Annotated in this window: 20 protein-coding genes, 1 tRNA gene and 1 pseudogene; 15 read left to right on the top strand and 7 right to left on the bottom strand. The window is 39.0% G+C overall.

Going from position 1 to position 23,589, the window contains the following annotated elements:
• Positions 1–111: 111 nt before the first annotated feature.
• Entirely contained in the window at positions 112–936 is an 825-nt protein-coding gene (locus B9T24_RS01295) for an rRNA large subunit pseudouridine synthase E (RefSeq protein ID WP_086164150.1), read from the top strand.
• Positions 937–1,067: 131 nt separating this feature from the next.
• On the opposite strand, the gene B9T24_RS01300 is transcribed toward B9T24_RS01295, so the two are convergent.
• Together B9T24_RS01300 and B9T24_RS01305 are read right to left on the bottom strand one after the other, a co-directional pair.
• Positions 1,068–3,299 (bottom strand): NADP-dependent isocitrate dehydrogenase, encoded by a 2,232-nt coding sequence (locus B9T24_RS01300; RefSeq protein WP_086164151.1) that lies wholly within the window; start codon positions 3,297–3,299, stop codon positions 1,068–1,070.
• A gap of 828 nt (positions 3,300–4,127) precedes the next feature.
• Entirely contained in the window at positions 4,128–5,831 is a 1,704-nt protein-coding gene (locus B9T24_RS01305; RefSeq protein ID WP_086164152.1) for a M61 family metallopeptidase, read from the bottom strand.
• A 181-nt stretch (positions 5,832–6,012) separates the two neighbouring features.
• Here B9T24_RS01305 and B9T24_RS01310 point away from each other — a divergent pair, with 181 nt between their 5' ends.
• Positions 6,013–7,326 carry a D-alanyl-D-alanine carboxypeptidase PBP6B gene (locus B9T24_RS01310; protein ID WP_086164153.1) on the top strand — a complete coding sequence of 438 codons (1,314 nt, stop codon included), beginning with the start codon at positions 6,013–6,015 and terminating at the stop codon, positions 7,324–7,326.
• 324 nt (positions 7,327–7,650) lie between these two features.
• Positions 7,651–8,133 carry a peptidylprolyl isomerase gene (gene slyD / locus B9T24_RS01315; RefSeq protein WP_074943109.1) on the top strand — a complete coding sequence of 161 codons (483 nt, stop codon included), beginning with the start codon at positions 7,651–7,653 and terminating at the stop codon, positions 8,131–8,133.
• Positions 8,134–8,325: 192 nt separating this feature from the next.
• Here slyD and rnk read toward each other — a convergent pair whose 3' ends face one another.
• The 3 genes from rnk to B9T24_RS01335 form a co-directional block, all read right to left on the bottom strand.
• The gene (gene rnk, locus B9T24_RS01320) at positions 8,326–8,730 is read right to left on the bottom strand and encodes a nucleoside diphosphate kinase regulator (protein ID WP_086164154.1); all 405 of its coding nucleotides are present in this window, start codon (positions 8,728–8,730) and stop codon (positions 8,326–8,328) included.
• Between the two features lie 165 nt (positions 8,731–8,895).
• Positions 8,896–10,149: a serine hydroxymethyltransferase gene (gene glyA / locus B9T24_RS01325; protein ID WP_086164155.1), complete on the bottom strand. Its 1,254-nt coding sequence runs from the start codon at positions 10,147–10,149 to the stop codon at positions 8,896–8,898.
• A 152-nt stretch (positions 10,150–10,301) separates the two neighbouring features.
• Positions 10,302–11,540, bottom strand: coding sequence for an alpha/beta hydrolase family protein (locus tag B9T24_RS01335; protein WP_086164156.1), 1,239 nt, complete (start codon positions 11,538–11,540; stop codon positions 10,302–10,304).
• Between the two features lie 665 nt (positions 11,541–12,205).
• On the opposite strand from B9T24_RS01335, the gene B9T24_RS01340 reads away from it, so the two are divergent.
• The 3 genes from B9T24_RS01340 (at position 12,206) to B9T24_RS01350 (ending at position 14,193) form a co-directional block, all read left to right on the top strand.
• Positions 12,206–12,904, top strand: a complete 699-nt coding sequence (locus B9T24_RS01340; RefSeq protein WP_086164157.1) for a putative quorum-sensing-regulated virulence factor — start codon at positions 12,206–12,208, stop codon at positions 12,902–12,904.
• Between the two features lie 88 nt (positions 12,905–12,992).
• Positions 12,993–13,631, top strand: a complete 639-nt coding sequence (locus B9T24_RS01345) for a hypothetical protein (RefSeq protein WP_086164158.1) — start codon at positions 12,993–12,995, stop codon at positions 13,629–13,631.
• 211 nt (positions 13,632–13,842) lie between these two features.
• Positions 13,843–14,193: a hypothetical protein gene (locus B9T24_RS01350; RefSeq protein WP_086164159.1), complete on the top strand. Its 351-nt coding sequence runs from the start codon at positions 13,843–13,845 to the stop codon at positions 14,191–14,193.
• A 194-nt stretch (positions 14,194–14,387) separates the two neighbouring features.
• On the opposite strand, the gene B9T24_RS01355 is transcribed toward B9T24_RS01350, so the two are convergent.
• Both B9T24_RS01355 and B9T24_RS01360 read right to left on the bottom strand, forming a co-directional pair.
• The gene (locus B9T24_RS01355; RefSeq protein WP_086164160.1) at positions 14,388–14,606 is read right to left on the bottom strand and encodes a hypothetical protein; all 219 of its coding nucleotides are present in this window, start codon (positions 14,604–14,606) and stop codon (positions 14,388–14,390) included.
• Between the two features lie 550 nt (positions 14,607–15,156).
• Positions 15,157–15,232: transfer RNA gene (locus B9T24_RS01360), tRNA-Arg, on the bottom strand.
• 188 nt (positions 15,233–15,420) lie between these two features.
• Here B9T24_RS01360 and B9T24_RS01365 point away from each other — a divergent pair.
• From B9T24_RS01365 to B9T24_RS01405, 9 genes and pseudogenes are all read left to right on the top strand, one after another.
• On the top strand, positions 15,421–16,356 hold the full coding sequence (locus tag B9T24_RS01365; RefSeq protein ID WP_086164161.1) for an ABC transporter ATP-binding protein: 936 nt from the start codon (positions 15,421–15,423) through the stop codon (positions 16,354–16,356).
• Positions 16,353–17,126 (top strand): ABC transporter permease, encoded by a 774-nt coding sequence (locus B9T24_RS01370; RefSeq protein WP_086164162.1) that lies wholly within the window; start codon positions 16,353–16,355, stop codon positions 17,124–17,126. Before B9T24_RS01365 ends, B9T24_RS01370 begins: the two co-directional genes overlap by 4 nt.
• A complete protein-coding gene (queF, locus tag B9T24_RS01375) occupies positions 17,126–17,941 on the top strand; it encodes an NADPH-dependent 7-cyano-7-deazaguanine reductase QueF (protein ID WP_086164163.1) in 816 nt (271 codons plus the stop codon). Before B9T24_RS01370 ends, queF begins: the two co-directional genes overlap by 1 nt.
• A 26-nt stretch (positions 17,942–17,967) precedes the next feature.
• On the top strand, positions 17,968–18,618 hold the full coding sequence (locus B9T24_RS01380) for a hypothetical protein (RefSeq protein ID WP_086164164.1): 651 nt from the start codon (positions 17,968–17,970) through the stop codon (positions 18,616–18,618).
• 218 nt (positions 18,619–18,836) lie between these two features.
• A pseudogene (locus tag B9T24_RS17065) lies at positions 18,837–19,093 on the top strand (FtsW/RodA/SpoVE family cell cycle protein); the annotation flags it as partial.
• A 23-nt stretch (positions 19,094–19,116) separates the two neighbouring features.
• On the top strand, positions 19,117–20,118 hold the full coding sequence (gene mltB, locus B9T24_RS01390) for a lytic murein transglycosylase B (RefSeq protein WP_086164166.1): 1,002 nt from the start codon (positions 19,117–19,119) through the stop codon (positions 20,116–20,118).
• Between the two features lie 286 nt (positions 20,119–20,404).
• Complete coding sequence (locus B9T24_RS01395; protein WP_004651505.1) at positions 20,405–21,013, top strand: septal ring lytic transglycosylase RlpA family protein; 609 nt, start codon at positions 20,405–20,407, stop codon at positions 21,011–21,013.
• Positions 21,014–21,165: 152 nt separating this feature from the next.
• Positions 21,166–22,971, top strand: coding sequence for an amidohydrolase (locus tag B9T24_RS01400; protein WP_416224339.1), 1,806 nt, complete (start codon positions 21,166–21,168; stop codon positions 22,969–22,971).
• Positions 22,972–23,123: 152 nt separating this feature from the next.
• Complete coding sequence (locus B9T24_RS01405; protein ID WP_086164168.1) at positions 23,124–23,570, top strand: DUF962 domain-containing protein; 447 nt, start codon at positions 23,124–23,126, stop codon at positions 23,568–23,570.
• Positions 23,571–23,589: the final 19 nt, after the last annotated feature.

The raw sequence follows: 23,589 nt of genomic DNA on the forward strand, positions 1-23,589 counted from the left end.
TCCTAATCTAGATTCAGTATTTTTGAGATTTATATGAGAAATAACAATATTTCTCGATTAAATAATACTCAACGTTTCCAAATTTAATCATTAGCAAAGTAGTTATTTTCTATGAAAATCGTCATTCTCAACAAACCTTATGACGTTCTCTCCCAGTTCCGTGCCGATGAGAAACATCAAACCATGGCTGATTTTACTCAAGATCCTGACTTGCGTATTGCAGGTCGTCTTGATTTAGATTCAGAAGGCTTAATGTTCTTAACGGATCATGGCGGTTTGAACCAATTCATTACCAACCCAGCCAGCAAAAAGTTTAAAACGTATGTGGTTCAGGTTGACGGCGACATTACGGAGGAAGCTTTAGAGCAACTTCGTAAAGGTGTTGAACTTAAAGACGGTATCACCTTGCCGGCTACAGCTCAAAAAATTGACGAACCAGATTGGTTATGGGAACGTACTCCACCAGTTCGTTTTCGTGCCTCTGTTCCGACCTCTTGGGTAGAAATTTCAATTTGTGAAGGTCGTAACCGTCAAGTACGTCGTATGACCTCTGCTGTAGGCTTCCCAACTTTACGCTTAATTCGTACTCAAATTGGTACAATTAGCATTGTAAAACTGGGCTTACAACCAGGTGAGCAAGTCGAGATTGAACCTTTACTTTATCCTGACTTTAAAGATGTTCCTGCGGATAAACCGTATACAGGTCGTGACTTTCCGAAAAAAATTGTACAGAAGAAGAAACAGCATTTCTCTGTTGCAAAAGATAAAGCACGTGAAGAAAAAGGCGAAGCACCATTTAAAGGCAAGAAAACGCCAAATGGTGGTACAACCCGTATTTGGCAAATGGATGATGCGGATAAACCACGTCGTAAGACCAATGGTACAACTCGTGACAACACGAAATCACCACGTGGTCGTGGACGTAATGCTCGTTAAGAGTTAGTTTAAATCTGGTTGCTTTTTTGAGGAAACTTCATACCTTAAAAATTGCGGACAATAAAAAGCCGGTGCATATGCACCGGCTTTTTTACATCACCGACTAAATCATCGACTTTGCATGATCATACTTAAACAGTCTCAAGAACTGTATTTAAAGTTACACTCGGACGCATCACAGCATTCACTTTAGCTGTATCAACGGCATAGTAACCACCGATGTCAACTGACTTACCTTGAACGGAAGCAAGTTCAGCAATAATTTGATCTTCGTTTTCAGCCAATGCTTTCGCAAGTGGAGCAAACTTCGCTTTCAACTCAGCATTTTCATCCTGCGCAGCAAGCTCTTCAGCCCAATACTTAGCTAAATAGAAGTGGCTACCACGGTTATCAAGCTCACCAGTACGGCGCGATGGTGACTTATCGTTGTCAAGTAACTTACCTGTTGCTTGATCAAGCGTTTTCGCCAGCAATTTCGCACGAGCATTGTCTTCTTTAATGCCCATTTCTTCTAAAGAAACCGCAAGCGCCATGAATTCACCAAGTGAATCCCAACGTAAATGGTTTTCTTCCACTAACTGTTGAACGTGTTTCGGAGCTGAACCACCCGCACCCGTTTCGTACATGCCACCACCAGCCATTAACGGAACGATAGACAACATTTTCGCAGACGTACCCAATTCCATAATTGGGAACAAGTCAGTCAGGTAGTCACGTAGGATATTACCCGTTACTGAAATCGTATCAAGACCACGTGCTACACGCTCAAGTGTGTAACGCATCGCACGCACTTGTGACATGATTTGGATGTCGAGACCTGTTGTATCGTAATCTTTCAAGTATTCTTCTACTTTCTTGATTAATTCATTTTCATGTGGACGATACGGGTCAAGCCAGAAGATCGCAGGCATACCAGAGTTACGCGCGCGATTTACCGCAAGTTTCACCCAGTCACGAATCGGGGCATCTTTCACCTGACACATACGCCAGATGTCGCCTTCCTCAACATTTTGTGACATCAATACTTCGCCAGTTTCAATGTCAGTGATATTAGCAACACCAGCTGCTGGTACTTCAAATGTCTTGTCGTGCGAACCATATTCTTCGGCTTTTTGCGCCATCAAACCAACGTTAGGGACAGTACCCATCGTTTTTGGATCGAAGTTGCCATTCCACTTACAGAAATTAATCATTTCTTGGTAAATACGCGCGAAAGTCGATTCAGGCATCACAGCTTTGCAATCGTAAGGTTTGCCGTCAGCACCCCACATTTTACCGCCACCACGAATCATTGCAGGCATAGAAGCATCTACAATCACGTCGTTTGGTGAATGGAAGTTGGTAATACCCTTCGCAGAATCTACCATTGCAAGTGCAGGACGATGTTCCTGACATGCATGAAGATCTTCAATGATTTCTTCACGAAGAGAAGTAGGCAAAGTTGCGATTTTTTCGTAAAGACCCGACATACCGTTATTGACGTTAATGCCTAACTCATCAAATAATTTACCATGCTTTTCGAATGCATTTTTGTAGTAAATTTTCACACAGTGACCGAATACGATCGGATGTGAAACTTTCATCATGGTCGCTTTCACGTGTAACGAGAACAAGATGCCCGCTTCACGGCAATCTTCAAGTTGCTTCTCGTAGAAATCGCAAAGTGCTTTTTTGCTCATGAACATCGAATCGATGATCTCACCGTCTTTCAACGCCACTTTTGGCTTAAGAACGATGTTTTCACCGCTCTTAGTGATGAGTTCCATCTTCACATTGCGCGCGTGGTCAAGCGTCATTGATTTTTCGCCATGGTAGAAGTCACCTTCTTCCATGTGCGACACATGAGTCTGTGACCACTGCTTCCACTCGCTCATTGAATGCGGGTGCTTCTTAACGTAGTTCTTTACTGCAGCAGGTGCACGACGGTCAGAGTTACCTTCACGCAGTACAGGGTTCACAGCCGAACCTAGACACTTGCTATAACGTGCTTTGATCGCTTTTTCTTCTTCAGTGGCTGGGTTTTCCGGATAATCAGGAATAGCATAGCCTTTAGACTGAAGCTCCTTAATACACGCCATCAATTGACCAACAGAGGCACTGATATTTGGGAGTTTGATAATGTTTGTATCTGGATCTTGCGTGAGACGGCCTAGCTCTGCGAGAGTGTCAGGCACTTTCTGTTCGTCGCTTAGGAAGTCCGTAAATTCTGCGAGTACACGTACGGCTACGGAGATATCGCTTTTAACGATCTCGATGCCAGCCGGTTTAGTAAAGGTCTCAATGATCGGCAGCAGTGAGTAGGTCGCCAATAGTGGCGCCTCATCGGTCAATGTATAAATGATTGTTGACTTTCCACCAGCCATATTTAGCCCCTTGCTTTGGATTGAGTTTGTTAGGACTAAGCTTTTGACTCAGCCCTGCGAACCGATTTGCTTAAATAAAATATTTAAAGTATTGGTGCTGATTGCACCTCAGTCAAAGTAATATTTTTTCATATTACTGTTTGGCTGATAATTTATACGCATCAGTGTTGTTCACCAATGCGGATATTCTACTTGAAATTTCTTCTTTTTTCGAATATAGGCAGTCCCAGATGGTCTCTATGGCTGTATCAACACATCTGATTAGCCAAGCAATGATTTAGGGCCTAAATGCAATAATATGCATATTTATCAATATTTTAACTGTTTAATACCCCATAAAAACGATTAAAATTTCACCAGACCGATTTGCCAATTTACAAACCAATTTCTTGGGACATGTTGGGTATCATGGAAATAAATTACCTATCAGGAAATACGATGCAAATTTCCTGCCTGATCAGCCGAAAAAGCTGTCATGCTAAGGTTGCTCTCCTCACTATGATGTTGTACTTAATTTAAAGACTTTGGAATAATAAGCATCAGTGTGACATCACCTGTGAATCTAAAAATCTTCAATTTCAACATATTTAAAGCAATAAGTATTCGAAGTTCAATTCATCCGATCACTCTTAATGCCTTACCCTTGCTCCATAGCTTGTTATCGACATGCCTTGAAGTACTCTTAATGAAATACATAAAAACCATCTTTTTGTAAGGCTGCTAAATTTCTTTTTAAAGCTAATCTATATTTATAAATTTTTATATCTACTTCTAATAAAAAACCGATGCCTAAGCATCGGTTTTACATGACTTCAAATCGTTAGAAAATTAAGCTTTAAGCCACTTCTCTGCTTTCACTTGATCTTCAACTTTCAATTCAACTGTGGTTAAGTTAATTGCACTACCTGAAAGTTCAAACTGCATCAACTCATCACGGCGAAATGCATGTACAATGAAAGTAGCTTCCTGTTTTGCATATTGCTCGATCAGTTTTTCAGTGGCTTTTAAACCATCAATGGCAATAATCACATCATTGGCAGAAAGACCCGCTTGAGCTGCCACACCATCACGTCGCGCACTTTGAACCAACACACCTTCAGGTTTATCAGCAACTTTTAACCCATATGGTAAAGTTTTATCATTTTCCAAGGTATAACTTAGACCAAATTCAGGGAACAACTGATCAAGCGGCAATTCATCTGTCGTATTAATCAAGTGATTAATCTGCTCTGCCCAATCTTGACCTGTCAGCGCTTTACACAAATCAAAAATAGTCCGCTCACTGACTTGAATGCCATTTTGTGCATTTTCATACAACTTACGCATTAAGGCATCTAAACTTGACCCACGTAAACGTAAGCCCAGATCTAGACACAATGCCACTAAACAACCTTTGTTGTAGTAGCTGGTTCCTGCATTATTTGAGTTTTCATCCTGACGGTAAAATTTCACCCACGCATCAAAACTAGACTCAGAAACAGTCTGAACAGCTCGACCGGGATTTTGTAAATAACGATCAATCTGTGTTTTTAATAACTCAATATAAGATACTTGATTAACCACACCACTGCGCAGCAAAATCAAATCATCATAGTACGACGTAAAACCTTCAAAAATCCACAATAAAGAGGTATAGCCTTCTTTGTTGAGATCATAATTGACAAAGTTTTCAGGGCGAATAAATTTCACCAACCATGAATGAAAATATTCGTGACTACATAAACCTAAAAAGCGTTGATAATCTTTAGATGGCTCAATCGGTTCATCTGCTTTAGGCAGGTCATAACGTGGCGTAATGAGACTGGTACTGTTTGGATGTTCCAAACCACCATAACTACTGCCCGTCGCCATGGTCATAAAGGTGTAATGTTCAAATGGTGCAGAACCAAACATTGCAATCTCTGTGCTACAGATTTTTTCAATATCTTGCTGCATCCGTTGTGCGTTCATGGCATGTTTGCCTGAAACTACAAACTCATGTGGAATTCCATTCGCTTCAAAACTAAAACGCGTTTGATCTGCCAGTTCAAATGGACTATCAATCAACTGTGCATAGTTTTTAGCTTTTAAGGTATGACGACCTTTAACCAAGCTTTTATGCGCTAAGCCCGTCGCCAATTGGAAGTGTTTCAGTTCATTTGGAAGGAAGACTTCAACTTCGACTTGGTTTTCTTCCTGACCTTCAAGCCCCAAACACGCACATGCTGGATTCACATATAAACGGTTCTGGTCAACATAAGCACCACGTACCGACAGGTCATACGCATAAACATCGTATTCCACGGTAATCAGTTCAAAATCGGTATTAAATAAACGCCATTTATTTTTTTCAAATTTACTAATTTGCAGCATACGCCCATCTTCATCATAGGCTTTGACAGACTCAATATGCTTTGAAAACTCACGAATCAAATAACTTCCGGGAATCCAAGTCGGTAACGAAAGCACCTGTGTTGGGATGGCAACAAAACGTAAAGTGACATGAATTAAATGCTGACGATAATCGTCAAATTCGATTTGATAATGCAACATAATAGGCGATTCAAAATGTGAAAAAGGTAACTTATCAATGAGCTTAGCATTTTTTTACAAAGCAATGCTGAACTGTCGCAATTGTCTACAATTCTGACTAGCCATTCAGTAAAAAAAGGCATAGCATTCGCAAGATTTTTTGCATTTTAAAGTCAACGGATTGGCAAATAAAGGAACATCATTGAAAGCTGTTATCTACCTCATCGCATCACTTGGTTTATTGTGCTCCACAATAGTCAATGCCACATTACTCAATCTAGTCCCAGAAAGCGTTGAAGCGCAAGCTTGGACTGTTATTGATACTCAATCAGGGCAAGTTATTGCTGAACATAATAGTCATGTTCAACGTGCTCCAGCCTCGCTGACTAAAATGATGGTGGCTTACATCACATTAAAAGAACTTCAGGCAGGTCATTTGCGTAAAGATGAGGTCTTAACTGCAACACCTGTGGTTAACATGGTGATGTGGGATGAATCACAGATGTACCTGAAACAAGGTGAGCAGATTTCAGTCGATCAACTTCTTGCAGGCTTAGTGGTGATGTCTGCCAATGATGCTGCTGTGACTTTGGCAGAACGCATTGCTGGAGATGTGCCAAAATTTATTGCACGGATGAATAAAGAAGCCCAAGCTTTGGGAATGAAAGATACTCACTTCCAAAACCCAGCAGGTATTAGCATGCCTGAGCATTATTCAACCGCAGCAGATTTAGCACTTTTAGGGCAAGCCCTTGTGACACAAACGCCCGATTATTTAAATTACTCAAAACAACAAAGCTTTTCTTATAATAATCGCTTTCACCATGCAACGAATAGGTTATTAAAACTTGATCCAACGGTAGATGGCTTAAAAACAGGCTTCACTAAAGCCGCAGGTTATAATCTCGCCCTAACTGCAAACCGCCCAACAATGAACCCAGACGCTCCTGAACGTCGTTTAGTGGTCATTGTCTTGGGTGCGGCTAGTGCGGCAAAGCGTGCCGAAGTTGCCTATAACCTCATGAACATGGGATATACCTATACCCGTAATGAAGTTGCGATTAAAGACAAACAACTGATTGCAGAATTACCTGTGATCAAATCCACATTAAAAATGTTTAAATTAGAAACCAGCAAACCGCAAATTATCACCACATCTTTATATGACCAACCTTTTGCGATTGATTTAAAAACCTATGACACAACCAATCAGCGCATTATGTTGAATACAGGCAATGGTACGATTCAAACCATAGAACCCTTACAAGAAACAAAAACCCACTTAAATGTTGAAATCAACGAAAAACTACTTACCGCTCCCTTGGCTAAAGTCATGCAATTGGCCACGGTACAGGTGTATCAAAATAACCAATTGATTCGAACGATTGCCATTGAAAATGATGTGCAGATTGAAGAAGCTAATTTTTTCCAAAAAATTGCAATTTGGTTTAAACAACTTTTTAGTTTGTTTTCCAACAATGAAGTAGAACTCAAAATCTATCCTTTAGGACAGTGAAGTTCAATTTCTTGACTTTATGCAATCGGCATAGCAATTTTAACAAGTAATAACTGGAAGATGACTGATTGATGTCATCTTCTTTTTTTGTCTGCAAAATGGTACATAGCTGGAAAATAAATAAGCTTTACTGACATAGTTAAATTTTTTGTCACAAGAAAAAATCACTTCGAAGATAAAATTGCATTGAAATTTTAAAAACCGTCCCTATTATTAAAAAAACGCCATAAAAACGCGGAAAATGCAATTTTTTGATAAATATAGTCTACAAAAATTGCTTTTCACTTTATGATGTACCCTTAAAAAATTGAATGGATCAATGACATGACTGCTATTGCAAATGACCTCGTGGTTTCTTTCCACTACACGTTGACTAACGCAGAGGGCGAAACTCTCGACCAATCACAAGGTGAGCCACTTGCATATTTGCACGGTGCAGGTAACATCATCCCTGGTTTAGAAAATGCTTTATTAGGCAAAACTGTTGGTGAAAAATTCACTGTAAACGTTCCTGCTGCTGAAGGTTATGGCGAATACAACCCAGACCTAGTACAAGAAGTTCCTGCGCAAATGTTCCAAGGCGTAGACAATATCCAAGCGGGTATGCAATTCCAAGCTCAAACGGATGACGGTGTTCAAATCGTTACTGTTAAAGCAATTGAAGGTGACAACATTCTTGTTGATGCAAACTTCCCACTTGCTGGTCAAGATTTAACTTTTGAAGTTGAAATTGTTGAAATTCGTGAAGCTTCTGCTGAAGAATTAGAACACGGTCACGTACACGGCGCTGGTGGTCATCACCACTAAGATCGGTACAGATCAAAAAAAGGCAAAGTTTTTACTTTGCCTTTTTTATTATTTAAAAACACTCTTTTCTAATTTTTACTGCATCATTTTTATATGATGAATATTTATAAAAATAATGTTTATTTCGACTAAAAAATACGCTCTCAATATAAAAATGCTGTGTCTTCTCCACAACATTTTATGCATTTAAACTTATAAATAATCGCCTGCTCGCTCTGGCTGATACAGCACTTTTTCAATCTTAACTTTCATTAAATGACCATCGGGTTGTGGCCATTCAATTTCTTGCCCTTCAGCCAAGCCAAGAATAGCTGCACCGACTGGAGCAAGGACATTTACTTGACCTTTATCACCGCGAAAATCATGTGGATAGACCAAAGTAATTTCTGTAGATTCACTAGCGGGTGCAATAGTAATACGCACACGAGCATTCATGGTCACTACATTTTCCGGGACATCTTGTGGAGCAACAACATCCGCACGTGCAAGCTCATCTTCAAGATGTTGCATGGTCGGACTGAGTTTAGATTGATGCTCAAGCATGGTTTCTAAACGCTGAAGATCTTGTTGTGAAATAATAATTGTTGGTTTAGCCATTTACCTGATTCCTTTGAAAGAAAGATGTCATTACAGCAACAGCAAAATGATTTATATCTTTTATGAAGTATTATTCTGTTATAGCAGAAATATGTGATTTGAAAAATATGACTTTTAAACATCTATAAAAAAAGCTCCCTTGAGGGAGCTTTCTCAAGTCTTTACTTATTTTGCATAAACTGGAAATTTAGCACAAACAAGTTCAACTTTCGCTCTAGTCGCGTTAATTACAGCTTCGTCGCCTTTCGCATCTAAGATGTCAGCGATCCAACCTGCCAAGTCACGAACTTCTGCTTCACCAAAACCACGAGTGGTTACAGCTGGTGTACCAATACGGATACCTGAAGTCACGAACGGAGAACGTGGGTCATTTGGTACGGCATTTTTGTTCACAGTGATGTGAGCAGCACCTAACCATGCATCTGCTTCTTTACCAGTCACATCTTGTTTAATGAGTGACAATAAGAATAAATGGTTTTCAGTACCACCAGATACGATATCGTAACCACGTGCGATTAATACCTCAGCCATTGCTTTAGCATTTACCACAACTTGTTTTTGATATTCTTTGTATTCAGGTGTCATTGCTTCTTTAAAGCAAATCGCTTTCGCTGCAATCGCGTGAACCAATGGGCCACCTTGGTTACCAGGGAATACCGCTGATTGTAATTTTTTCTCGATTTCTTCGTTTGCTTTCGCAAGGATTAAACCAGAACGCGGACCACGAAGTGTTTTATGCGTAGTCGTTGTAGTTACGTCAGCAATTTGTACTGGGCTTGGGTAAACACCCGCAGCAACTAAGCCAGCAACGTGAGCCATATCAACAAATAGGTAAGCGCCAACTTTGTCCGCGATATCACGGAAACGTTGCCAGTCAACAATTTGGCTATAAGCAGAGAAACCAGCAACGATCATACGTGGCTTGTGTTCTAGTGCTAAACGCTCAACTTCTTCATAGTCGATTTCACCAGTTTCGGTGTTTAAACCGTACTGAATCGCATTATATGTTTTACCAGAGAAGCTAACTTTTGCACCGTGAGTCAAATGACCACCGTGAGCCAAGCTCATACCTAAAACGGTATCGCCTGGGTTAAGCAGCGCCAAGTAAACAGCTGAGTTAGCTTGTGAGCCAGCGTGTGGCTGAACGTTTGCATAATCTGCACCGAAAAGCTCTTTAGCACGGTCAATTGCCAATTGTTCGATGATGTCTACATATTCACAACCGCCATAGTAGCGTTTGCCTGGGTAGCCTTCTGCATATTTGTTTGTAAGTTTTGAACCTTGAGCTTCCATCACTGCTGGAGAGCAATAGTTTTCAGAAGCAATCAGTTCGATGTGCGCTTCTTGGCGAGCATCTTCCTGTGTGATTGCTTGCGCGATTTCTGGGTCAAATTCAGCAATTGAGATATTGGCAAACATTAGCGAGGTCCTATAAATTAGGGCTTTTAAGCCGTGCTAAGATTGGCGCGTATTGTAGCATGAAGTTTATAAATTTCGAGAATGAACTTTACTCAGTTTTAAATAAAAAAGCTCATGTAAATACAAACATGAGCTTTTTAGGCCAAATCAAGTTATGGAGTTGGCGTTGTTGGTGGCATCATCGATTTAACATCAATAACAAACTGATTTATATTTGCTGTATAAACAGTACTGTGAGTCCATTCTGCATCTGGTTTATATTGAATTTTCGTACCTTTAGCTTCAGCACTTGCTCTCAGTAAATCAGTTGCTGCTTTTGGTACAGTCGCATCTTTTTCACCTTGATAAATAATAACAGGCTGATTTAGCTTCACTGTACCAGGTTGTGAGTCTTTGATTAAGAAATTATTAATCACAGGTATAGACATAAAATTATCTTGATTTCGTCCGTAACCAGCTAATGAGTTCGGATGCTCAGGTAATGATGCATAATCTGACATTCCTTGAGCCAAGGCAGCACCAACAGGACCTGAACACTCTGTTTCTGCAAGAGGTGCAATTTTTGCAGTATCTGCTTTAAAAACGTCAGCATAACTGACCGAAACCTGATGCCCTTGCATTCCCGCAACAATTAAAGCAGTAAACGTATCTAAAGGTGCAAGAACTGGTATCTGTATATTTGCAGGTTTATCTTTCACTGCATTTTCACCCCCTTGCAATATTGCAGCAAGGTTTGATGCAGGTGCAATTGCAATTGTACCTTTATAGTCGAGCTGCGCTCTAGCAGCATATTGTGCTGCACCCAATGCAGCATGACCACCCTGTGAATGACCAACTGCCATCCATTGTGGAGCAGCTTTTTTACCTTGACGACTTAGGTAGTCGCGCGTTGCTACTACAGCATCAGTAATGGAAAAAGCTTCACTTTTTAAATTAAGAAATGGATGATTACCTTCTGCTCCCAATCCCTCATAATCTGGAGCAACTACCACATAACCTTCTACTAATAGTTGTTTCAGCAGAATTTGAGAGTCATTTAAGCCCTGCTGACTAGGTGCACATTTATCTGCAACACCCGTTGTACCATGTGCCCAAACCACAATCGGCCAACCATTTACAGGTTGCGTAGTTCTCGGAACAAATACCAAAGCCGTTGCTGTGACCTCTTTATTATCGACACCTAGCATTTTATATGTCATCAGCTGACTGTCTGCAGCAATTCCAGACATACCATCCTTAGTATAAGCTGTAACATTTACAACTGGATTTTGAATATTATTGACAGGAATTTGCTCACCACCTGAAATATTCCAATCGTCATCCCCACTTCCACATGCTGTTAAAAGTATGGCTGAACTACTCATGAACACTGTAAGCAATGTTTTTTTCATGTTTGCACTTCCTTATACGTTTTTTGTTGTGATGATTTAAATAAAATAATTACTTTTATTTTTCAATTTCAGACTAAATACATTATTTTAAAAAAAGGTAAAACACAATAGTACTAAGGTGTTGATTTTTTAAATTATTATTTCTTAATATTACAAATAACCAATAATATCAATTCAATAAAATATTTTTTAATAGAAAAGCTAAGCACCTCAAAATGTTAGAATATTGTATCTTTTGAAATAAACACCGCATTGTTTGCCCAGTATCGTTTCATTAATTTGGCATAGACAATGATCCTACTTTTGAAAGATTAATAAAGAGTACAGCTCCACAAGATATACACCTTTATTACTCACACACTACATCTGAAAAAATTGCAGACATTACCAATAGCTTGTTTAAAAATACAACTTTTTATGATTCTAGATCGTGATTAGAGGAGTATGAATAACATCTTAAGGCATGAAATAAATGAGTCATGACATTAGCTTTTATATCTATAAAACACTCTCATTTCGATTAATAAATTAAAACAAGACCATTTAAACATCACCTTTAGGCAGAAATAATCAGGAATAGTCCAAAGTTGATGTTTTCAGTTTGTACCAAGGCATTTGAAAGTGTTAAATTTATTTAAAATTTCGCTACGGTTATGGACTAGGTCATGCAAGCAATTATTCTCGATACAGAAACCCATACTTTAAATGGACAGCCCATTGAGATTGCTTATGCGCCGATTCAAATCCATGATGGCAAACTTACGCTAGATAAAAGCCAAATTTTCGATCAGCTCTATCGTGTCGATGAACCGATTTCTTATGCAGCAATGGCTGTACACCATATTTTAGAATCCGAGTTGGTCGATCAACCTCACTATACGAGCTTTAGCCTTCCACAGGACACAACCTATATTATTGGTCACAATATTGATTACGATATTCGTGCACTTGAAAAATGTGGCGTAGATATATCAAAAATTAAAGCCATTTGCACACTTGCCCTTGCACGTTTAGTTTGGCCAGATGCCGAAGCACATAATATTTCCGCACTCATTTATATGATTACCAAAGGCAGTGCAAAAGCCCGCGACATGATTAAAAAAGCGCACCGTGCCGATATGGATATTATTTTAACAGCCAATATTTTAATGCATGAAATACATCATTTAAAAATTCAAACCATTGAAGAACTCTATACAGCATCCGAAGATGCACGTATTCCACGAACCATTAATTTTGGTAAACACCGTGGTACAGCGATTGCTGATTTACCCGCAGACTATATGCAGTGGTTACTTCGTCAGGAAGATCTAGACCCTTACTTACGTAAGGCAATAGAAAATGCCAAGATCGTGACTTTATAATCTTTTGATTTGTAATATTTTTTACATAATATTGTCATGATCAACTCATACAATCTGCCTTAATTTATTGCGGGGAGTAAATTAAGGCATGTCTCAATATTACAAAACTGATTTGGGCATTGAAAGTTTAAAACAGCGTTCAATGAATCTAAATGCTCGCCAACGCAGACTGTTACTGCTTATTGGTACAGATGATTTTGACCTCCTCGATGAACAATTTAAGCATCGGATTGCACCGCCAGAAGTTCTGTCACAATTAATAGACATGGGATTAATTACGCCTTCAATTCAGCACCCTATTGAAACGCCAGAACCGACAACATTGCTCGATACTGAAATTAAAACCAACCTTCCACTGCAAACAACGAATTCTATTCAAGAGAAGTTAGCTGAACCTATCACCACAACGACTATCACACCAGTTAGCTCAAGCATTACTCATACCCACTCTACGGTGACAGAACTACAACATGACATAGATTTAACTTTAGAAGAATTAAACTTTGAGCAAGTAAAACATTTGATGGCTCAACTGCTACAACAAAACTGCGGTTTAATGGGCAAACAATTGATGAATCGCATTCTAAACAGCCACGATTTACGCAGTTTAAAATTGTGTCAAATGCAATGGATCACAGAGTTGCAAGAAAGTCGTATTCGACCTCACCAATTAAATCATTGCTTAAAACAAATCAATTTTTCGCTACAAAAGCTCAATGCTTCGTAAAAAATTAAGAGTATTTTTGTGTTTTACCAGTCATTTAAGCTCTAATTTTTACGCTATATTTTTATTTTATTTTTAAAAAAAAATGCTGTTTAATTTATAATTCAAATATTTCATAGTCCTTAAGCCATATCACTTATCATACTAAGACTTTTGTTCAATGGCGCATATTCTCCAAAAATTACATACATTTAGTATTTAAGGGGAAATGAATATGAGTGCTCTATATTATTTAGACTTTCATCCAGCCGACAACCCAATGTACTTAAAAAAATTAGGTAATTGGGTGATTACTTTTTTAAGTTCTCAGGATGAAGTGGCGAATATCCAACTGGCAATTACCAGTGTGTTGCCCCGTCAATTAAGTGATAACTTACAACCCAGCCGAATTATTATTCATCAAACAGAATTCGATAATCGTTGGTTAATTCAACAAATTGAATGTTATAACAGTCTAGACGGCAAAGATAAATTATTAAGCTGTAATGATAAAGTCGGCAAACAAGTCATTCAAAATTTGATTCAAGAATTTAATAAATACGATGTAGAGGTAAACTTATTGTGAGTTTTAATTTTAAGCTCACATCGATGGGCTTTTTATTACGGATACTTTTTTTATTACTGATATCGGGTTAATAAAACAAAATGCACCCTTCAAACTAGACTAAAAGCGCCCAACTTTCGAGGTGCAGTTCATTTAGGTGAATTTTTAGATCTGATGCCTTCATTCGAGCAAACCACATATTTAACAAAAATTATTTATTCAATAACACGATAAATACTGTCAGAATGTCGACTTTCGAAGAGTAATTCAATACTCGGTTGAATCGTTTCACCATTCACCACAATATGTTCAATCCTTTGGAAAATGGACAGATTATTCGCTTCAGCATGTTCAGGAAGATCTCGAAGTAATGCTAGTGCTTCATGAGTATTGCTAAATTGATCTTTCACTTTTAATTCAATTACTTCAGTCATATGCTTTTCTCGTCTTATTTTACTTAATGGACCTTTTTATAACACAAGTTCTTGCGTGAACACGGTCTAGAGTTGTTAGATTTCTTGGCAATGTAATGTTTTATAAACAGAGAAATCATATTTACTTTGGCTATTTTCAAATAGAAAATGAAGCAATAACTCAATATAGTCTCAGCGATCTACTACACTCACAGACCCTTTTAATTAAGAAAATATTTCTAATGCAATTAAGAAAGCCCGCATTTCTGCGGGCTTTTATGTTGGAAGGCTAGTGCTGATTTCTTGTTCAACCCTAAGGTTGCAAACTCAACGAGCTGTCATTGATCCGTCCAACTACTTCGTAGCATCTTCACGACCTACTGTAGGTTTAATATAGAACTGAAAAGTATATTAGGCAAGTGTGCTCAACATTTATACACATCAATCAAATAAAATTCTAATTGAATTAAAGTAAATTTATGAAGCACGAGATATATAAACTAAACAAGGCTATAAGAATGAAAATTGAATGAACAAAATTCTTCTATTTTGGAATTTAGATTTTTAAATTTGGTGCGCTCAGCGGGACTCGAACCCACGCCACAGGCTTCGGAGACCTGTACTCTATCCAGTTGAGCTATGAGCGCTTCTTTCGGATAGCGCACATCATAACAAAAAAAACCATAAGGTAAAGCAACTATCTCTAAGTCATCATTTTTTGTGCTCATACTTTAAACAATGTTCCATAATTGCAACACAGAATTCCGCCTTATTGACTTGGTTTATTACCCAAGATCACTCACAATACTCATACTATTCACCATGTGAGAATTTCATGACTGATGCATTGACCTTGAGAGACGTATCTAAAACTTATCGAAATGGTTTTCAAGCGCTAAAAGGGATTAACTTAAGCGTGCCTGAAGGTGAGTTTTATGCCCTCCTTGGACCCAATGGCGCAGGTAAATCAACCACCATCAGCATCATTAGCTCACTCACAAAAAAAACCTCAGGTACTGTTGAAATTTTTGGACACAATCTAGATACCCACCCTTCAGAAGCAAAACAATGCTTAGGTGTTGTGCCGCAAGAATTTAACTTTGGGCAATTTGAAAAAACATTTGATATTTTAGTCACTCAAGCGGGTTATTACGGCATTCCCAAAAAAATTGCAGAACAACGTGCTGAACAATATTTAGAAAAACTGGGTCTTTGGGACAAACGCGCTGTTCAAGCTCGCATGCTGTCTGGTGGTATGAAACGCCGCTTAATGATTGCTCGTGCCATGATGCATCAGCCGAAACTGCTCATTTTAGATGAACCGACTGCGGGTGTAGATATTGAATTGCGTCGTTCAATGTGGGATTTCCTCACTGAAATGAATGAACAAGGCACTTCCATTATCCTCACAACACATTATTTAGAAGAAGCTGAAATGCTCTGTCGCCGCATCGCCATTATTGACCGCGGTGTGATTAAAGAAGATACCACCATGAAGTCTTTCTTAAATCAGCTCAGTGAAGAATCCTTTATTTTCGATTTGGTCGAACCAATTCAGCCTATTCATATCGACATTATTGGTGTGCGTTTCAATTTAATCGATCCCGTTACCTTAGAAGTGACAATGGACAAAGCCCACACCCTAAATGAACTGTTTCAACTTTTACAAGCACAAGGCATTCAAGTGGCGAGTATGCGGAATAAATCAAATCGCCTAGAAGAACTGTTTGTGAAAATGGTGGAAAAAAACCTTGAAGGGGCTGCGCAATGAACTTTAATCAATTATGCGTTGCACTCTATACACTTGTGCATAAAGAAGTGCGTCGATTCATGCGCATTTGGCCACAAACCTTATTGCCCCCTGCAATCACCATGAGTTTATATTTCGTGATTTTTGGAAATTTGGTCGGTTCGCGTATTGGTCAAATGGGTGGCTTTAGCTACATGCAGTTTATTGTACCCGGCTTAATCATGATGGCGGTCATTACCAATAGTTATGCCAATGTCTCTTCAAGTTTCTTTAGTGCTAAGTTTCAAAAAAGCATTGAAGAATTAATTATGAGTCCAGTCCCTTTACATATGATTCTTTGGGGCTATGTGATTGGTGGCGTGTGTCGTGGTGTTTTGGTCGGCATTATTGTCACCAGCATGAGCATGTTCTTTACTGACTTATATATCACGAACTGGTTTGTGACTATATATACAGTATTAATTACATCTCTCCTGTTTTCGCTTGGGGGGCTGATTAATGCAGTGTATGCCAAATCTTTTGATGATATTTCAATTATTCCAACATTTGTACTTACACCACTGACGTATTTAGGTGGGGTATTCTATGCGATTAGCGCTTTAAGCCCTTTTTGGCAAAATCTCTCTTTAATTAACCCAATTGTATATATGGTAAATGCCTTCCGTTTCGGCATTTTAGGGCATAGTGATGTCAATGTTTCCGTTTCATTAAGCATCATTACCTTATGTTGCGTTGCGCTTTACGGCATAGCTTACTATTTACTTTCTCGTGGTTCAGGAATGCGTGAATAATGACTGTAGAACTCTCTTTATTAGGTAAAGACACCAACTATCCAACAGAATATCAACCTGACATTCTGTTTCCTATCGCGCGCGCACCAGCGCGTGAACACTATGCGCATGTTGAAGGCATTCAACAAGGTCAGGATTGGTGGCATGTTTTTGAAATATCTTGGTTAAATGCAGTAGGCATTCCACAAGTTGCGATTGGTCGTATTGCTCTACCCGCATCATCACCGAATTTAATCGAATCAAAATCTTTAAAGCTCTACTTTAATAGCATGAACTTTACGTCGTTCGAATCAAAAGAAGCTTTTATTGCCACTGTAGAAAAGGATTTGTCCGCAGCCGCAGGTGCACCAGTCACCCTCAGCTTATTCCAAGCCGACGATTTAGATATTTCTAAACCTGAGGGCATTTGTGTTGATGAGTTCAGCCCTGAGCGCTTAGAAACGCATCCAGATGCAACTTTATTAAAATTAGACACAGAAAACACTGAAACTGTCGATATTCAACTGTATTCACATTTACTACGCAGTAATTGTCCAGTCACAGGACAACCTGATTGGGGCACAGTTTTTATTCGCTATCAGGGTAAAAAACCTTGTTATCGCAGTATTTTAGCTTATATTATTTCTTACCGTCAGCATAATGGGTTCCATGAACAATGTGTGGAACAAATGTTTGCCGACATCTGGCAAAATTTTGCACCAGAAAAACTGATGGTCTATGCAACCTATACACGTCGGGGTGGATTAGATATTAATCCTTGTCGTGTGTCGGATCTCACATGGATGCCCCGCCCCATTCGTTTGGCGCGACAATAAAATGAAAAATATTGAGGTTTTTTGACATGCCATTTTTTGGTTTTATTCCTTCTGCAGAATTATTAACAAGCATTCAAACAGGTCAGGAAAAGAAAAATTCGAGCGAGCCGCTTTACCCTTTACGTGACAAAACAGCACTACTGATTAATGATGAAATCATTGATGGGCTTTTGACTGAACTTGTCCGTCGTTTTCCACCTAGCGATAAACGCGATACAGCAGAGAAACTTGCGGGTTATATCAAATCGACTGTTGCTGTTTTATTAAAACAGCTCATGGGTAAATCCTCAAATGACGTTGTTAAGCAATCCATTGAGTTTTCTGAAAAAAGTTTATTTAAAGATGCAGAAGGCAACTTCCGCGTTGGTGAACTTCTAGATGCAACTTTGGTGACAAATCTCAAAAATAGTTATGCTGAAATTAAAGCGGGCAATGATGTCAATAAAGCAGCGTTAGCTGAACTTTATAAACAATTTGCAGAAGCCACAGTCCATCATTTTATGAATGACTTTAATAAGACGCTAGATCTAGGCATGATCAAACGTAAAGCTGCTGATTTCGGTTCTGCTGCTGTGATTAAAGCGGTGCATATTGCTGCGGATAAAATCATCCCCAATCTCAATAAAGACGAGCTAATGGCACTTGCTGAATATCATGATACTTTATTTCATGTTTAAGCCTTTTTAAAATGCTCAAAAACCTAGCTTTTGCTAGGTTTTTTTATTGCAAAATATTGATATATATTGTCTAAATTCAAGTTTATGTTAGCATCGTCTTTGCTTTTATCCACCCCAAAAAGTCATGTTAACCAACCTGCACTATAGATTTTTTAGCCCAACTCCACGCAATGCTGCAAGCACAACAAGATTACCCTCTAAATGACAACCTTTACATTGTATTGATCCTGATTATTTTATGTTTCGTCATTATTCTTACAACGATGCCAATTAAACTGAATTGTTTTCATCAGTATGGTCACTTACTGGTGGGCGGTCTAGGTTTGTCGTTTTTTGTATATGTATTTGTTAACGCTGGCATGGTCAGTGTTATCTTAGCTATTACAGCACTTCTTTTTGAAGTTATCGCGGTACCGCAATGATTACTTTAATGGCTGCTTTTAGCGTTGTGATGTCTATCCATACACACAAATGATATTTTTTGGAACTTTGAGCAATATGTTAAACATCCACTTTTATAACAAAATGAAACGTCTCCCTTTACTTATTGGTGCGCTTTCCATCACCAGCTTCTGCCAAGCCAATGATTTTTACAACCATCCTGGCTATAGCAGTTTTAAACAGAAAACCATGCAAACCTATGGTTTAAGTGCAGAACAAATCGATTGGGCTATGAATGGTTCAAAAAACCTGCCGAACATTATTAATATTATGAATCGCCCCGGTGAAAGTAAGCCGTGGTACGAATACAAAACCAACTTTATGGCTGAAAGTACCATTCAACGTGGCGTGCGTTTTAAAAACCAATATGCCGACACCTTAAACCGTGCCGAACAACAGTTTGGTGTCCCCCAATCGGTGATCTTAGGCATTTTAGGTGTGGAAACAGGTTTTGGTGCCAATAAAGGCAATTTCGTCACCCGTGATGCATTAGCAACCCTAGGCTTTGGTTACGAACGACGCGCACAATATTTCCAAGATGAACTTGCCGCACTCATTGCATGGTCATATAAAGATGGCGTTCCAACGCATTCAGTGGTTGGTTCTTACGCAGGTGCCATTGGCTACCCTCAATTTATGCCAAGTAACATTCCAAAACTCGGTGTGGACTACGACGGAAATGGGCATATTGATCTTCGAAATTCTGCGGTCGATGCCATCGGTTCAATTGCGAACTATTTAGCTCAACACGGATGGCAGCGCAATCAACCCATCGGTTTCTCAGCTCGCTATACAGGAAACAATCCTGAATCCATTATTGCCAAAAATTTGGAACAACCAACACCCTACGGAGCCTTAAAGAATCAAGGGATTACACCAACAAATTCGATTGTTAAAATAGATGACTTAGATCTGGTCAATGTGATTCAACTTCAAGAAAGTTATGCACCGATTTACTATATTACTTACCCTAATTTCCAAGTGATTACGACTTATAATAAGAGCCGTATGTATGCGACTGCCGTATGGCAATTAGGCACTGAAATCGCTAGTCGCTGAGACTAGCTTTTACCACAAACAATAAAAGTCAAGATTTTATTTTACAAAATAGTGCACAAAACACACTTTTTAAATAATATGTTACAATATTGATTATTTTTTAATCAAAAATTGATATATTTTCACCCTTTTTGTAATTATTTCAATTAAAGAGTAGACAGCTTTAGCCTAGCATGAATATTATCCATCTCGTCAAATGTAGTTGCAAAAGAGAATTAACAGACTTGATTGCCGATATTTCAATCGTTTAGATGAAGTTAAGCACATGGTCTTTAGGAGTTTAATAATGCAGTCTTCGCTTAAGTATATTTTAGCTTTAACCACCACTTTTGCCCTGAGTCAGTCTCAAGCAGAAATGGTTCAGTCATCATTCAGTACCGATAATGACAACACTCGCCTAGCTACGCGTGTGTTAAATAAAGATGCTCAAAAGTTTAACTCACACTTTTCAAATTTAAATAGCCTTTCAATCACTGAGCGTTCTGGCGATAAAATCCGTCGTGAAACGATTGCAGCAAAAATTGAAATCCCTGAAGACGAGCCTTCAGTGATTGAAAAGTTAAACACCGTTGCATCCAATACTGTTCGTAAGTTCAGTCAGACTGGTGCAGCATCATGGTACGGTCGCCAGTTTCATGGTCGTAAAACAGCAAGTGGTGAAACATTCGATATGAATGGATTAACTGCTGCTCACCGTAGCTTGCCATTGAACTGTTATATTCGTGTTACGAATAAAACCAATGGTAAAAGTGTCGTAGTAAAAGTAAACGATCGTGGTCCATTCCATGGTAACCGAGTTCTAGACTTGTCTTACGGTGCTGCTAAGCAATTGGGTATTACCAATGCGGGTACAGCCAAGGTTAATATTGAACGTGTAGATGGCCCAAGTTCATAAACACATGCAAAACTTCTAATACGTTTGACTTAAAAAGCCACTTAATGTGGCTTTTTTAATACCTTAAAAAACTTTGTTTTAAGCATCATCTTAGTGTTTAATAAATACAGCATATAAATTATAAAGAATGATAAGCATTGAGGATGAACATCATGCTAAAAACGCAAAAAACTTATACATCGAACTTGATAGCCAAATGCATCGTTTCATCACTACCCTTCACTTTACTTGTTGCCTGTTCTAATTTACCCACATCACAACATGATTCACTTCAAACAAAAGCGTCAAATACACTATTAATTTATGGCGGCCCTATTTTGACTATGGAGGGAATGCAACCTACCTATGTCGAAGCATTACTAATTCAAGCAGGTCATATTGAATTTAGTGGGAAACTTGAACAAGCGCGAAAAATTGCCCCTCGCGCACAGCAGCTTGATTTAGAACAACGTACAGTCATCCCCGGTATCATTGATGCACATAGCCATGTCAACAGTGTCGGTTTACAACAAACGGTTGCGAATCTTTATTCTCCACCAGATGGAACAGTGACAGATATCAACTCGCTCATTGTTGCCATGAAAAACTGGCAGCAGAAAAACCCCGAATTTATTCAGGCAACATCAGGCTGGATTATGGGCAACGGTTATGATGATGCTCAACTCAAAGAAAAACGACACCCTACAGCAGCAGAACTCGATCAGATCTCTAAAGATCAGCCAGTCTTAATTCTTCATCAATCTGGACATCTAGCATCGGCAAACCATAAAGCTTTAGAAATACTCAACATCAATGCAAAAACACCTAATCCATCTGGTGGCGTGATTCGTCGGATGAACAACTCCATGGAACCAAATGGTGTACTTGAAGAAAGTGTTGTTTTTAGTGCCATGATGCAGGCTTTTAAAACTGTTCCACCCGATATTATGCAGAAAATGGCGCTCACGGCTATTCAAACTTATATCCAAAATGGCTACACCACCGTTCAGGAAGGTCGTGCAGATGCAGGAACCAGTGAATTGTGGCGCAATTTAGGCAAGCAAGGAAAATTACCGATTGATCTGGTGTCTTATCCCGACATCAATACTGAAAAAGAATACATGCTTAAGCATGGCACCAGTCAAAGCTATGATCATCATTTTCGTATCGGTGGCATTAAAATCAACTTGGATGGCTCACCTCAAGGCAAAACAGCTTGGCTGACTCAACCATATTTAATTCCACCAGAAGGTAAAGCAAAAACCTATGCAGGCTACCCCGCCTTTCCTGAAAACAAAACAGTACAAGATGCCATTAATTTAGCCTTTGAACACAAATGGCAAATACTGGCGCATGCCAATGGTGATGCTGCAATTGACCAATATTTAAATGATATTGATACTGCAACCAAGCACTATCCAAAATTAGACCGACGCAATGTCATTATTCATGCACAAACCATGCGTGAAGATCAGCTAGACAAAGCTAAATCTCTCGAGCTCATTCCATCCTTCTTTTCATTACATACCTATTACTGGGGCGACTGGCATCGGGAAGAAACTTTGGGCGTAGAACGGGCAAATCGCATTTCGCCAACGGGTTCTGCTTTACGCAAAGGCATTTTATTTACCGAACATCATGATGCCCCTGTAATTCCACCTCGTAGCATGATGACGCTGGATACCACTGTAAATCGCGTCACACGCAGTGGCAAAATACTGGGGGCTGAACAACGCGTCAGCCCTTATATTGCATTAAAGTCGCTCACAGACTGGGCTGCTTATCAATATTTTGAAGAAAATAACAAAGGAACTCTAAGCAAAGGAAAACTGGCTGATTTTGTCATTTTAAGTGACAACCCCATTACAGTCCCTAGCAACAAAATTAAAGATATCCAAATATTAGCCACCTACAAAGAAGGTCAGCAGATTTATCAAAACCAAAACTTAAAAACCATAGAACTCAAAACATCACCATAAAATAATGGTATCGCGAGTGCTTTAATGGGTCATTCAGCCAATTTAAACTGAATGACTCAAACCGACTGCTGGATACTTTGACCCACAATTGCTTCTGGTTTATATTTTAATCATATAAAAAACACATGGATCAACACCCAACAGGAGTGATAATGAAAACAATAAACCAATGGTTTGATGAATATAGCGAAAGCCATCAAAATAAAACCAATAAAGCAATTCATTGGGTTTGTGTACCCACAATCCTTTTTTCTATTATCGGTATACTGGCTCATTTCAGTGCCTTATTGACTGCTCTACTTCTGCTACTCAGCTTCGTTTTTTATGCTCGACTTGATTTGGTTCTCGCTGTAACGATGGCTGCACTTTTAGTGGTCATGGCATGGTTGATTTACACATTACCTGTAGGCGTTGGATTTTATATCGGGCTTTTTGTTTTAGCTTGGATTGGTCAATTTTATGGTCACAAAGTCGAAGGTAAAAAGCCTTCATTCTTTAAAGACCTCCAATTCCTCCTCATTGGCCCAGTATGGTGCATGGACGCCTATCTAGGTAAATTGATACCTAAATGGAAAACCCGCCAAAAACTCGCTTTTTAGCGCATTTTAGCGTGGTATC

Source organism: Acinetobacter sp. ANC 4654 (assembly GCF_002135425.1).
Classification (GTDB): Bacteria; Pseudomonadota; Gammaproteobacteria; order Pseudomonadales; family Moraxellaceae; genus Acinetobacter; species Acinetobacter kyonggiensis.